This is a genomic window from Micromonospora sp. PRAS1 (genome assembly GCF_059553435.1).
On sequence record NZ_JCANNB010000016.1, the window covers coordinates 62,967 to 75,752 of the forward strand.

Below are 12,786 nucleotides of genomic sequence, written 5' to 3' on the forward strand. Positions count from 1 at the left end.
CTCCCGTCGGCCGGCACCCGCGAGCGAGATAAAGGGCCCGTGCCGGAACGGCACGGGCCCTTTCGCTGCGTTGCTCAGCTGGCGAAGAACGCCCGGGGGTCGGCGACCAGCACGCCGTGCTCGGTCAGCCGCTCGATCAGGCCGGAGGGCGAGGCGTCGTAGACGATCGCGAGGGCGCGCAGGTCGTCGGCGCGGATCGAGAGCACCCGCCCGTTGTAGTCACCGCGCTGCTGCTGGATGGCACGGGCGTAGCGAGCCACGTAGGCGAGGTCCTCGCTGGCCTCGTCGTAGAGCCGTTCCAGGTCCAGCACGATCTTGCTGGTGGGCTCGTGCCGCACCCCGCTGCCGTCGGGCAGCAGCTCCGAGACCGGTACGCGGTAGAACTCGGCCAGCTCGGCCAGGCGGGACACCGTGACGGCCCGGTCACCGCGCTCGTACGAGCCGACCACCACCGCCTTCCAGCGCCCGTTCGACTTCTCCTCCACACCCTGCAGGGACAGGCCCTGCTGCTGGCGGATGGAGCGCAGGCGGGCGCCCAGAGACTTGGCGTATTCAGAGGGCATTGACACTCCCAGTGCTGCTCGGGGTTCTCCCAGCGATCGCTACGGAGCGTGACGGTACGGGGATTCGCACACCTGGTCAAGTGGTCGTGACCTTACCGTTGACGCCGCGGGCGACTTGTCCCGTTTCGCCTGCTGAATCGATCCCGGTCCAGGTGACGCTCCGGCGTGGTCCGGGCCACTCATGCCCGGCCCCGGTCACGACGCCGACCACTGGTAACGTGGCCGCAGCCTCTGCCGGCCGCCCCGCGACCGGCCCGGAGCTATCCGACGTCCTTTAACGACCCGTCCCGTGAGGCGGGAAAGGAGGTCTGCCGTGGCCAACCCATCGGCTGCCCGTCCGTCGCCGCCGCGACAACCCTCGGTGAAGGTGATCCTGACCAGCGCTGACGTTCAGCGCGTCGTGGACCGGATCGCGCACCAGATTCTCGAGAAGACCCAGGGCGCGGCCGACACCGTGTTGCTCGGCATCCCGACCCGCGGTGCCCCCCTGGCTCACCGGCTCGCCGCCCGGATCAGCGCCTTCGAAGACGTCGCGGTGCCGGTCGGTGTGCTCGACATCACCCTCTACCGCGACGACCTGCGCCGGCACGCCACCCGCGCGGTCGGCCCCACCCAACTGCCGCCCGGCGGGATCGACGGCATGCGGGTGGTCCTGGTCGACGACGTGCTCTTTTCCGGCCGTACGGTGCGGGCCGCCCTGGACGCGCTGGGTGACCTCGGCCGGCCGGCCTGCGTGCAGCTCGCCGTCCTGGTCGACCGGGGGCACCGGCAGTTGCCGATCCGGGCCGACTACGTGGGCAAGAACATTCCGACCGCGCTCGCCGAGAACGTGAAGGTGACGCTGGCCGAGACCGACGGTACGGACGAGGTCCGGCTCCACGGGGGGACCGCGCTGTGAGCGCGAGGAGTGCAGCGCAGCGGAGCCCCGCAGTCGCGAACGAAAGGCGGGAACCGGTGAGCGCGAGGAGTGCAGCGCAGCGGAGCCCCGCAGTCGCGAACGAAAGGCGGGAACCGTGATCAGGCACCTGCTCTCCGGCGCCGACCTCGACGCCGACACCGCCACCCAGATCCTGGACACCGCCGCGGAGATGGCCGCGGTGGCCGGCCGCGAGGTCAAGAAGCTGCCGGCACTGCGCGGCCGGACGGTGGTGAACCTCTTCTACGAGGATTCCACCCGCACCCGTATCTCCTTCGAGGCGGCGGCCAAGCGGCTCTCCGCCGATGTGATCAACTTTTCCGCCAAGGGGTCGAGTGTCGCGAAGGGCGAGAGCCTGAAGGACACCGCGTTGACCCTCCAGGCGATGGGTGCCGACGCGGTCGTCGTGCGGCACTCCGCGTCGGGCGCACCACACCGGCTCGCCGACTGGGTCGACGGCTCGGTGGTCAACGCCGGTGACGGCACCCACGAGCATCCCACCCAGGCGCTGCTGGACGCGTACACGATGCGGTCCCGGCTGGGCCGGCTGGCCGGCCTCTCGGTCGTGGTGGTCGGTGACGTGCTGCACTCCCGGGTGGCCCGCTCAAACGTGTTGCTGCTCTCCACGCTCGGTGCCAAGGTCACCCTGGTCGGGCCGCCCACCCTGATTCCGGTCGACATCGCCGCGGCGCTCGCGCCCGGCACCGACGTCTGCTACGACCTGGACGCGGTGCTGCCCTCGGCGGACGTGGTGATGATGCTGCGGGTGCAGCGGGAGCGGATGACCGACTCGTACTTCCCGTCCGCCCGCGAGTACGCCCGCCGGTACGGCCTGGACGGCGCGCGGATGCGCCGGATGCCGGGCCACGCGATCGTGATGCATCCCGGCCCGATGAACCGGGGCATGGAGATCACCCCGGAGGTGGCCGACTCGCCCCGCTCCACCATCGTTGAACAGGTCGCCAACGGGGTCTCCGTCCGGATGGCCGTCCTTTACCTGCTGCTCGGGGGGAACAACCGGTGAACTCGTACCTGATCAGGAACGTCAGCGTGCTCGGCGCCGCACCGACCGACCTGCTGCTGCGCGACGGCGTCGTCGCCGAGGCCGGTGCGGGGCTCTCCGCGCCGGGCGCGACGGTGGTCGACGCCGACGGGCTGGTCGCCCTGCCCGGCCTGGTGGACCTGCACACGCACCTGCGCGAGCCGGGCCGGGAGGACGCCGAGACCGTGGAGACCGGCTCCCGGGCGGCGGCGTTGGGCGGCTACACCGCGGTGTGCGCGATGGCGAACACCTCGCCGGTGGCGGACACCGCCGGCGTGGTGGAGCAGGTCTGGCGGCTCGGCCGGGAGGCCGGCCTGGTCGACGTGCAGCCGATCGGCGCGGTCACCGTCGGCCTGGCCGGCGAGCGCCTCGCCGAACTGGGCGCGATGGCCGACTCCGCCGCACGGGTGCGGATCTTCTCCGATGACGGGCACTGCGTCGCCGACCCGAAGCTGATGCGCCGGGCCCTGGAGTACGTCAAGGCGTTCGACGGGATCATCGCCCAGCACGCCGAGGAGCCCCGGCTCACCGAGGGTGCGCAGATGCACGAGGGCGAGGTCTCGACGCGGCTGGGCCTGACCGGCTGGCCGGCGGTGGCCGAGGAAGCGATCATCGCCCGGGACGTGCTGCTGACCGAGCACGTCGGTAGCCGGCTGCACGTCTGCCACGTCTCCACGGCCGGCAGCGTCGATCTGTTGCGCCAGGCCAAGGCGCGGGGGATCCGGGTCACCGCCGAGGTGACCCCGCACCACCTGCTGCTCACCGACACCCGGGCCGAGAGCTACGACCCGGTGTTCAAGGTCAACCCGCCGCTGCGTACCGCCACCGACATCGCCGCGCTGCGTGGCGCGCTTGTCGACGGGGTGATCGACATCATCGCCACCGATCACGCCCCGCACGCCGTGGAGGACAAGGAGTGTGAGTGGGCGTACGCCCGGCCGGGCATGCTCGGGCTGGAGACGGCGCTGTCGATCGCGCTCGACGTGCTCGGTCCCGAGTGGGACCTGATCGCCGAGCGGATGTCCCGCACCCCGGCCCGGATCGCCGGGCTGACCGAGCACGGCCAGGATCCCGCCCCCGGCGCGCCGGCCAACCTGACCCTGGTCGACCCGGCGGCCCGCCGGGTGATCGACCCGGCGGAGTCGGCCAGTCGCAGCCGCAACACCCCGTACGCCCGGATGACGCTGCCCGGTCGCATCGTGGCGACCTTCCTGCGTGGCGAGGCGACGGTGCTCGACGGAAAGGCAGTGAAGTGATCCGAACGAGGAGCGCAGCCCAGCGGAGCGTCGCAGTCCGGATCGGAGGCAGGGCATGAGCCGTAGGCGTCAAGCGATTCTCGTCCTCGAGGACGGGCGTACGTTCCAGGGCGAGGCGTACGGCAGCGTCGGCGAGACCTTCGGCGAGGCGGTCTTCAACACCGGGATGACCGGCTACCAGGAGACGCTCACCGACCCGTCGTACCACCGCCAGGTGGTGGTGCAGACCGCCCCGCACATCGGCAACACCGGGGTGAACGGCGAGGACGACGAGTCGCGGCGGATCTGGGTGGCCGGTTACGTGGTGCGTGACCCGGCCCGGCGGAGTTCGAACTGGCGGGCCACCGGCGGGCTGGAGGACCGGCTCGCCACCGAGGGCATCGTCGGCATCAGCGGGGTGGACACCCGGGCGCTGACCCGGCACCTGCGTGAGCGCGGCGCGATGCGGGTCGGCATCTCCAGCGTCGACGACGACCCGCGCGCGCTGCTGGCCCGGGTACGCCAGTCGCCGCAGATGGTCGGCGCGGACCTCTCCGCCGAGGTGACCACCGCGGCGCCGTACGTGGTGGCCGCCGAGGGGGAGCACCGGTTCACCGTCGCCGCCCTCGACCTGGGCATCAAGCGCAACGTGCCGCGTCGGCTCGCCGCCCGTGGCGTGACCACCCACGTCCTGCCGGCCGGCTCGACCATCGAGGATCTGCTGGCCACCGGCGCGGACGCGGTCTTCTTCTCGCCCGGGCCGGGCGACCCGGCCACCGCCGACGCGCCGGTCAAGCTGGCCCGTGAGGTGCTGCGCCGGCAGGTGCCGCTCTTCGGCATCTGCTTCGGCAGCCAGATCCTCGGTCGGGCGCTCGGCTTCGGCACCTACAAGCTCGGCTACGGCCACCGGGGGATCAACCAGCCGGTGCTCGACCGGGTCACCGGCAAGGTGGAGGTGACCAGCCACAACCACGGCTTCGCCGTCGAGGTGCCGGGAGTGCGGCCGGGCGCGCTGGTCCCGGACCAGGTGATCGAGACCGAGTTCGGCGGCGTACAGGTAAGCCATCTCTGCCTCAACGACAACGTGGTCGAGGGGTTGCGGGCCCGGGACGTGCCCGCCTTCACCGTCCAGTACCACCCGGAGGCGGCGGCCGGTCCGCACGACGCGGACTACCTCTTCGACCGCTTCGCGGAGTTGATCGAGGGCCGGGCGCAGCGCGACCGGACCCACAGCGAGGGGCGCGCGAATGCCTAAGCGGAGCGATCTGAAGCACATCCTGGTGATCGGCTCCGGGCCGATCGTCATCGGGCAGGCGTGCGAGTTCGACTATTCCGGCACCCAGGCGTGCCGGGTGCTGCGTAACGAGGGGATCCGGGTCAGCCTGGTCAACTCGAACCCGGCCACGATCATGACCGATCCGGAGTACGCCGACGCCACCTACGTCGAGCCGATCACCCCGGAGTTCGTCGAGCTGGTCATCGCCAAGGAACGGCCGGACGCCGTACTGCCCACCCTCGGCGGGCAGACCGCGCTGAACACCGCGGTCGCGCTGCACGAGGCCGGCGTGCTGGACAAGTACGGCGTCGAGCTGATCGGCGCCGACATCGACGCGATCCGCCGCGGCGAGGACCGGCAGCTGTTCAAGGAGATCGTCGCCAAGGCCGGGGTACGGATCGGGATCGAGGACCCGGCGAGCCTGGTGCCTCGTTCGCGGGTGTGCCACTCGATGGACGAGGTCCGGGAGACCGTAGCCGAGCTGGGCCTGCCGGTGGTGATCCGGCCGTCGTTCACCATGGGTGGCCTCGGTTCGGGCATGGCGCACACCGACGCCGACCTGGAGCGCATCGCCGGTGCCGGGCTGGCCGCGAGCCCGGTGCACGAGGTGCTGATCGAGGAGAGCGTGCTCGGCTGGAAGGAGTACGAACTCGAACTCATGCGGGACCGCCACGACAACGTGGTGGTGGTCTGCTCGATCGAGAACCTCGACCCGATGGGCGTGCACACCGGCGACAGCGTGACCGTGGCGCCGGCCATGACGCTCACCGACCGGGAGTACCAGCGCCTGCGTGACCTGGGCATCGCGGTACTGCGCGAGGTCGGGGTGGACACCGGTGGCTGCAACATCCAGTTCGCGGTCAACCCGGCCGACGGGCGGATCGTGGTCATCGAGATGAACCCCCGGGTGTCGCGCTCCTCGGCGCTGGCCTCCAAGGCGACCGGCTTCCCGATCGCGAAGATCGCCGCGAAGCTGGCCATCGGCTACACCCTCGACGAGATCCCCAACGACATCACGCTCAAGACGCCTGCCGCGTTCGAGCCGACGCTTGACTACGTGGTGGTGAAGATCCCCCGGTTCGCGTTCGAGAAGTTCCCCGGCGCGGACCCGGAGCTGACCACCACGATGAAGTCCGTCGGCGAGGCGATGAGCCTGGGACGCAACTTCACCGAGGCGCTGAACAAGGCGATGCGCTCGATGGAGACCAAGGCCGCCGGGTTCTGGACCGTCGCGGACCCGCCGGGCGCGACGAAGGAGAACACCCTCGCCGCGCTGGGTACGCCGCACGACGGGCGGCTCTACACGGTGGAGCGGGCGCTGCGGCTGGGTGCCTCGATCGGCGAGGTCGCCACGGCCTCGGGCGGGATCGACCCGTGGTTCCTGGACCAGATCGCCGCCCTGGTCGAGCTGCGCGCCGAGATCGCGGCCGCCCCGGTGCTCGACGCCGACCTGCTGCGCCGGGCCAAGCGGGCCGGTCTCTCCGACGGCCAACTGGCCGCGCTGCGTCCGGAACTGGCCGCCGAGGACGGCGTACGGACGCTGCGGCACCGGCTCGGCATCCGGCCGGTCTACAAGACCGTGGACACCTGCGCGGCCGAGTTCGAGGCCGCCACGCCGTACCACTACTCGTCCTACGACGCGGAGACCGAGGTGGTCGGCTCGGCTCGGCCCAAGGTGCTGATCCTCGGTTCCGGGCCGAACCGGATCGGGCAGGGCATCGAGTTCGACTACTCCTGCGTGCACGCGGTCCAGGCGCTGCGCAGCGCGCCGCTCGGCTCGGCCGCCGCGTCCGGCGCGGCAGGCGTCCGCGCCGGCTTCGAGACCGTCATGGTCAACTGCAATCCGGAGACGGTCTCCACCGACTACGACACCGCCGACCGGCTCTACTTCGAGCCGCTGACCTTCGAGGACGTGCTGGAGGTCTGGCACGCCGAGGACTCCTCCGGCCGCGCCGCCGGTGGTCCTGGTGTGGTCGGGGTGATCGTGCAGCTCGGTGGGCAGACCCCGCTCGGGCTGGCGCAGCGGCTCAAGGACGCCGGGGTGCCGGTGGTCGGCACCTCACCGGAGTCGATCCACCTGGCCGAGGAGCGCGGCGCGTTCGGGTCGCTGCTGGCCCGGGCCGGTCTGCGTGCCCCGGCCCACGGCACCGCCACCTCCTACGAGGAGGCGAAGGGGATCGCCGAGGAGATCGGCTATCCGGTGCTGGTCCGCCCCTCGTACGTGCTGGGCGGACGGGGCATGGAGATCGTCTACGACGACGTCACACTGCGTGACTACATCGGCCGGGCCACCGACATCTCGCCGGACCACCCCGTGCTGGTGGACCGGTTCCTCGATGACGCCATCGAGATCGACGTGGACGCGCTCTGCGACGCCGACGGTGAGGTCTACCTCGGCGGGATCATGGAGCACATCGAGGAGGCCGGCATCCACTCCGGCGACTCCTCCTGCGCGTTGCCGCCGATCACCCTGGCCAGTTCGCACGTGGCCCAGGTCCGCCGGTACACCGAGGCGATCGCCCGCGGCATCGGCGTACGCGGCCTGCTCAACGTGCAGTACGCGCTGAAGGACGACACGCTGTACGTGCTGGAGGCCAATCCGCGCGCCTCGCGTACCGTGCCGTTCGTCTCCAAGGCCACGGCGGTGCCGCTGGCCAAGGCGGCGGCCCGGATCGCGCTCGGCGCGACCGTCGCCGAACTGCGCGACGAGGGGCTGCTGCCGGCCACCGGGGACGGCGGCACGCTGCCGCCGGACGCGCCGATCGCGGTCAAGGAGGCGGTGCTGCCGTTCAAGCGGTTCCGCACGCCCGCCGGCAAGGGGGTGGATTCGCTGCTCGGCCCGGAGATGAAGTCGACCGGGGAGGTGATGGGCATCGACACCGCCTTCGGGCACGCCTTCGCCAAGTCGCAGTCGGCGGCGTACGGTTCGCTGCCGACCTCGGGTCGGATCTTCGTCTCGGTGGCGAACCGGGACAAGCGCGGGATGATCTTCCCGGTGAAGCGCCTGGCCGACCTGGGCTTCGAGATCGTCGCGACCAGCGGCACCGCCGAGGTGCTGCGCCGGCACGGCATCGCCTGCGAGCAGGTGCCCAAGCACTACGAGGCCGGCTCCGACGACGACGCGGTCTCGCTGATTCTCGGCGGCCACGTCGCCCTGGTGATCAACACTCCGCAGGGCTCCGGGGCCAGCGCCCGCTCCGACGGCTACGAGATCCGCAGCGCCGCGGTGACTGCGGACATTCCGTGCATCACCACCGTGCCCGGTGCCGCCGCCGCGGTGATGGGCATCGAGGCCCGCATCCGGGGCGACATGCAGGTACGCCCGCTCCAGGATCTGCACGCCACGCTGCGGGCGCGGGTGTGATGTTCGAGCGGACGGTACGGCGCGGGCTGTTCCGGATCGGCGGCGGCGACGCCGAGGCGGCGCACGAGTGGACGCTGCGGCGGTTGTCGGCGCTCGCCGGCCGGCCGGTCGCGTTGGCGGCGGTGCGGGCCCGCTACGCGGTGGCGGCGCCCCGCACGGTGTTCGGGGTGCGGTTTCCCAACCCGGTCGGGCTGGCCGCCGGGATGGACAAGGACGGGGTGGCGCTGCCGGCCTGGCCCGCGTTGGGCTTCGGCTTCGTGGAGGTCGGCACGGTCACCGCGCATCCGCAGCCGGGTAACCCCCGGCCGCGGCTGTTCCGGCTGCCGGACAGCGAGGCAGTGATCAACCGGATGGGCTTCAACAACGCCGGTGCCGCGGCGCTGGCGGCGCGGCTGGCGGGGTTGCGCCGCCCGCTCGGCGTACCGCTCGGGATCTCGCTCGGTAAGTCCAAGGTGACGGCGCTGGAGGACGCGGTGGAGGACTACCGCGCGTCGTACCGGGCGCTGCGCGGGCACGGCGACTACTTCGCGGTGAACGTCTCCTCGCCGAACACACCGGGGCTGCGCGCCCTCCAGGACCGCGAGCACCTGGACGCGTTGCTGGCCGCGTTGGTGGGGGAGAAGCCGGTGCTTGTGAAGATCGCCCCGGACCTCACCGAACCGGCGATCGCCGAGCTGTTGGAGGTGTGCCTGGCCCGGGGCGCGGCCGGGGTGATCGCCACGAACACCACCCTGGGTCGGGACGGGCTCGCCCCGGCCGACCGGCCACGCGCCGGTGAGGCCGGTGGCCTGTCCGGCCGTCCGCTTGCCGATCGGGCCCGGCAGGTGGTCTCCTTCGTGCACGCCGAGACCGGCGGGCGGCTGCCGATCGTCGGGGTGGGCGGCATCGTCGACCCGGACGGCGCCGCCCGGATGTTCGACGCCGGTGCCAGCCTGGTGCAGCTCTACACCGGCTTCATCTACCGCGGCCCCGCCCTGCCCCGCGCGGTCGCCCGCGCGATCCGCCACACCTCTCCCCCCTGACCGCCCCACCCACACCGCGACCCTCTCCGCGATCATGGACTTTATGTCGGGATGAAAAGGGCATATGGGGCATAACGGCGACCAAATGTGCAAGATCGCGGGAAGGGGGCGGCGGGGTGCGGGCTGAGGAGATTCTGGCGGCTGACGCCGCGCACGTCTGGCATCCGTACGCCGCGCTGCCACCGGCTGTGCCGCCCTATCTGGTGGAGAGCGCCGAGGGGGTACGGCTGCGGCTGGCCGACGGGCGTGAGCTGGTGGACGGGATGTCGTCCTGGTGGGCGGCGATCCACGGTTACCGGCATCCGGTGCTGGACGCGGCGGTGACCGACCAGCTCGGCCGGATGAGCCACGTGATGTTCGGCGGGCTGACCCACGCGCCCGCCGTGGAGTTGGCCCGCACCCTTGTCGAGTTGGCGCCGGACGGGTTGGAGCACGTGTTCCTGGCCGACTCCGGCTCGGTGAGCGTCGAGGTCGCGGTCAAGATGTGCCTCCAGTACCAGCGGGCCGTCGGCCGGCCGCAGCGTCGCCGGCTGGGCACCTGGCGGGGCGGCTACCACGGCGACACCTTCCACCCGATGAGCGTCTGTGATCCCGAGGGCGGGATGCACCACCTCTGGCGGGACGTGCTGCCCCGGCAGATCTTCGCCCCGATGCCACCGGCCGACCACGGGTCCACACCGGATCCGGCGTACGAGGCGGCGCTGGTCGAGGCGGTCGAGCGGCACGCCGACGAACTGGCGGCGGTGATCGTCGAGCCGGTGGTGCAGGGGACCGGTGGGATGCGCTTCCACCACCCGCACTACCTGCGGGTGCTGCGCGAGGTGACCAGCGCCCACGGCGTGCTGCTGATCTTCGACGAGATCGCCACCGGCTTCGGCCGCACCGGGACGATGTTCGCCGCCGAGCACGCCGGGGTCGCCCCGGACGTGATGTGCGTCGGCAAGGCACTCACCGGTGGCTACCTGACCCTCGCCGCCACCCTCGCCACAGCGGAGATCGCGCGGGGCATCCGGTCGGGAGGGGTGCTGGCGCACGGGCCGACGTTCATGGGCAACCCGCTCGCCTGCGCGGTCGCCAACGCCTCCCTGGGCCTGTTGCGGGACGGGGAGTGGGCCGCCCAGGTGTCGAGGCTCCAGCGGGGTCTGCGGGCCGGCCTGGAGCCGCTGCGGCCGTTGCCGGGCGTGGTGGACGTGCGGGTCCTCGGCGGGATCGGCGTGGTGCAGCTCGATCATCAGGTGGACATCGCGGCGGCCACGGCAGCTGCGGTGGCCCAGGGGGTGTGGCTGCGCCCGTTCCGGGATCTGGTCTACACGATGCCGCCGTACGTCACCGACGACGCCGACCTGGCGCTGATCGCGGCGGGAATCGCGGCGGCGGTCAAGACGGGCTGAGTAATCAGACAGCATTTCGGTCTGGATTGAGTAGGCGAACAGCGCAAGTTGAGTAATGAGGAGGCACTGGCCGAATGGAGAGCTTCGGCGCCCGACTGCATCGGGCCGTCAGTGAGCGGGGACCGCTCTGCGTCGGGATCGATCCGCATCCCGGACTGCTGGGCCGCTGGGGCCTCGCCGACGATGTCGACGGGCTGAGCCGGTTCGCCCGGACCGTCGTGGACGCCCTCGGTGACCGGGTTGCGGTGGTCAAGCCCCAGTCGGCGTTCTTCGAGCGATTCGGGTCCCAAGGGCTGGCGGTTCTTGAGTCAACTATCCGACAGTTACGGGAACGCGGCTCGCTCGTTCTCCTCGACGTCAAGCGCGGCGACATCGGATCGACGGTCCGCGCGTACGCCTCGGCATACCTTGAGCCATCCAGTCCCATGTATGTCGACGCGATCACCGCAAGCCCTTTCCTGGGGGTCGGCTCGCTCGCTCCGATGTTCGAACTGGCCGCCGAACACGGGGGCGGAGTCTTCGTCCTGGCGCTCACCTCCAACCCCGAGGGCGCCTCGGTCCAGCGGGCCCGAGCCGCCGACGGGCGCAGCGTCGCGCAGCTGGTGATCGACGAGGTTTCCCAGCTCAACGCGGGTGCGGAGCCCCTCGGAAGCATCGGGTTGGTGATCGGTGCGACGGTCGGCGAGACCGGCTGCGACCTCTCGGCGGTGAACGGTCCGCTGCTCGCGCCGGGCCTCGGAGCGCAGGGTGGCACGGCGGCGGATCTGCGGGTGGTGTTCGGTCCGGCACTGCCCTCGGTGCTGCCGTCGTACTCCCGCGAGGTGCTCGGCGCGGGGCCGGACCCGGCGGCCCTGCGGGCCGCTGCGGACCGCGCGGTGGCCGACTGTCGGGCCGCCCTGGCGATGTCATGACTGACTGACGGGTCGGTCACTTTGTGGTGATGGTCGCGCGCCCACGTTGCCGAAAGCTCCGTTGACCGCTAGTTTTCCCCGCGCTGGGAACCCATTGGTTCACAGCGACACCACGTTTCACAGATGCGGCGGAGCGTCCCGCCCGTCGCGATAGGGACCTGAGGAGAACTGGTGCCGCTCCCGTCACTGACCCCTGAGCAGCGCGCAGCCGCGCTGGAGAAGGCCGCGGAGATCCGCAAAGCCCGTGCCGAGCTGAAGGAGCAGCTCAAGCAGGGCAAGACCACCCTCGCTGCCGTACTTGAGCGGGCCGAGTCCGACGATGTCGTCGGCAAGCTCAAGGTGTCGGCCGTGCTCCAGGCGATGCCGGGCATCGGCAAGATCCGGGCCACCCAGATCATGGAGAAGCTCAAGATCGCCGACAGCCGTCGCCTGCGTGGCCTCGGCGAGCAGCAGCGCAAGGCCCTGCTTGGGGAGTTCGCCGCCAACTGAGCACGGCTGCGTGTAGAAACAAGCAGTGAGCTTGGATGACGAGGCGCGCCCGGCGACTCGGCTCACTGTCCTGGCCAGCCCATCCGGTGCCGGCAGGGAGAGTGTCGTCGAGTTGGTCCGGGCGCGTTCTCCGTCAGTGTGGACGCCGGTCACGCTCACCACCCGGCCGCGCCGGGAGGGCGAGCTGGACGGCGTCCAGCGACACTTCGTCGCGCCTGCGGAGTTCGACCGCCGGATGGCCGCCGGTGAACTGCTCGAGTGGAGTCGGTTCGGGGCGTACCGCCGGGGCGTCGAGTTCGCCCCGCTGCGCCGTCGGATCGCCGCCGGGCAGCCGGTGCTGCTCCCGTCGGACCTCGACGGGGCGCTGCTGGTCCGGGCCGCCTGGCCCGAGGCGCAGCTCGTGCTACTCCATCCGCCCGGGTCGCTTCCGGGCGTGGCTGCGTCGGTGGCCTTCGACCGTCGCCTGCCACACGACCGAACCGAGCGCGTTGTGGATGAGCTGGTAGGATTTATCGGTTCTTCCTTCCTGGCTCCGGCCCGGCCGCGTCCGCGCGGTTGAGCGCCGGCACCGCGGTAA

The 12,786-nt window shown here is 71.5% G+C and carries 11 protein-coding genes; 10 read left to right on the plus strand and 1 reads right to left on the minus strand.

Annotation, left to right across the window (positions count from 1 at the left end; all coding sequences use genetic code 11):
* Positions 1 to 74: 74 nt before the first annotated feature.
* The gene (gene bldD, locus AC507J_RS17255) at positions 75 to 563 is read right to left on the minus strand and encodes a transcriptional regulator BldD (protein WP_007458348.1); all 489 of its coding nucleotides are present in this window, start codon (positions 561 to 563) and stop codon (positions 75 to 77) included.
* A gap of 313 nt (positions 564 to 876) precedes the next feature.
* On the opposite strand from bldD, the gene pyrR reads away from it, so the two are divergent.
* The 10 genes from pyrR (at position 877) to AC507J_RS17305 (ending at position 12,768) form a co-directional block, all read left to right on the plus strand.
* Positions 877 to 1,461 (plus strand): bifunctional pyr operon transcriptional regulator/uracil phosphoribosyltransferase PyrR, encoded by a 585-nt coding sequence (pyrR, locus tag AC507J_RS17260; RefSeq protein ID WP_496290170.1) that lies wholly within the window; start codon positions 877 to 879, stop codon positions 1,459 to 1,461.
* A gap of 115 nt (positions 1,462 to 1,576) precedes the next feature.
* Entirely contained in the window at positions 1,577 to 2,503 is a 927-nt protein-coding gene (locus AC507J_RS17265; RefSeq protein ID WP_496290171.1) for an aspartate carbamoyltransferase catalytic subunit, read from the plus strand.
* Positions 2,500 to 3,777, plus strand: coding sequence for a dihydroorotase (locus AC507J_RS17270; protein ID WP_496290172.1), 1,278 nt, complete (start codon positions 2,500 to 2,502; stop codon positions 3,775 to 3,777). Before AC507J_RS17265 ends, AC507J_RS17270 begins: the two co-directional genes overlap by 4 nt.
* A gap of 55 nt (positions 3,778 to 3,832) precedes the next feature.
* A complete protein-coding gene (gene carA, locus AC507J_RS17275) occupies positions 3,833 to 5,011 on the plus strand; it encodes a glutamine-hydrolyzing carbamoyl-phosphate synthase small subunit (protein WP_496290173.1) in 1,179 nt (392 codons plus the stop codon).
* Positions 5,004 to 8,396 carry a carbamoyl-phosphate synthase large subunit gene (gene carB / locus AC507J_RS17280; protein WP_496290174.1) on the plus strand — a complete coding sequence of 1,131 codons (3,393 nt, stop codon included), beginning with the start codon at positions 5,004 to 5,006 and terminating at the stop codon, positions 8,394 to 8,396. The genes carA and carB overlap by 8 nt, the downstream gene beginning before the upstream one ends.
* On the plus strand, positions 8,393 to 9,418 hold the full coding sequence (locus tag AC507J_RS17285; RefSeq protein WP_496290175.1) for a quinone-dependent dihydroorotate dehydrogenase: 1,026 nt from the start codon (positions 8,393 to 8,395) through the stop codon (positions 9,416 to 9,418). The genes carB and AC507J_RS17285 overlap by 4 nt, the downstream gene beginning before the upstream one ends.
* Before the next feature lie 116 nt (positions 9,419 to 9,534).
* Positions 9,535 to 10,809 (plus strand): adenosylmethionine--8-amino-7-oxononanoate transaminase, encoded by a 1,275-nt coding sequence (locus AC507J_RS17290; protein WP_496290176.1) that lies wholly within the window; start codon positions 9,535 to 9,537, stop codon positions 10,807 to 10,809.
* A gap of 74 nt (positions 10,810 to 10,883) precedes the next feature.
* On the plus strand, positions 10,884 to 11,720 hold the full coding sequence (pyrF, locus tag AC507J_RS17295; RefSeq protein WP_496290177.1) for an orotidine-5'-phosphate decarboxylase: 837 nt from the start codon (positions 10,884 to 10,886) through the stop codon (positions 11,718 to 11,720).
* Between the two features lie 171 nt (positions 11,721 to 11,891).
* Positions 11,892 to 12,209 carry an integration host factor, actinobacterial type gene (gene mihF, locus AC507J_RS17300; protein WP_088962722.1) on the plus strand — a complete coding sequence of 106 codons (318 nt, stop codon included), beginning with the start codon at positions 11,892 to 11,894 and terminating at the stop codon, positions 12,207 to 12,209.
* 25 nt (positions 12,210 to 12,234) lie between these two features.
* Positions 12,235 to 12,768 (plus strand): nucleoside/nucleotide kinase family protein, encoded by a 534-nt coding sequence (locus tag AC507J_RS17305; protein ID WP_496290178.1) that lies wholly within the window; start codon positions 12,235 to 12,237, stop codon positions 12,766 to 12,768.
* Positions 12,769 to 12,786 lie beyond the last annotated feature (18 nt).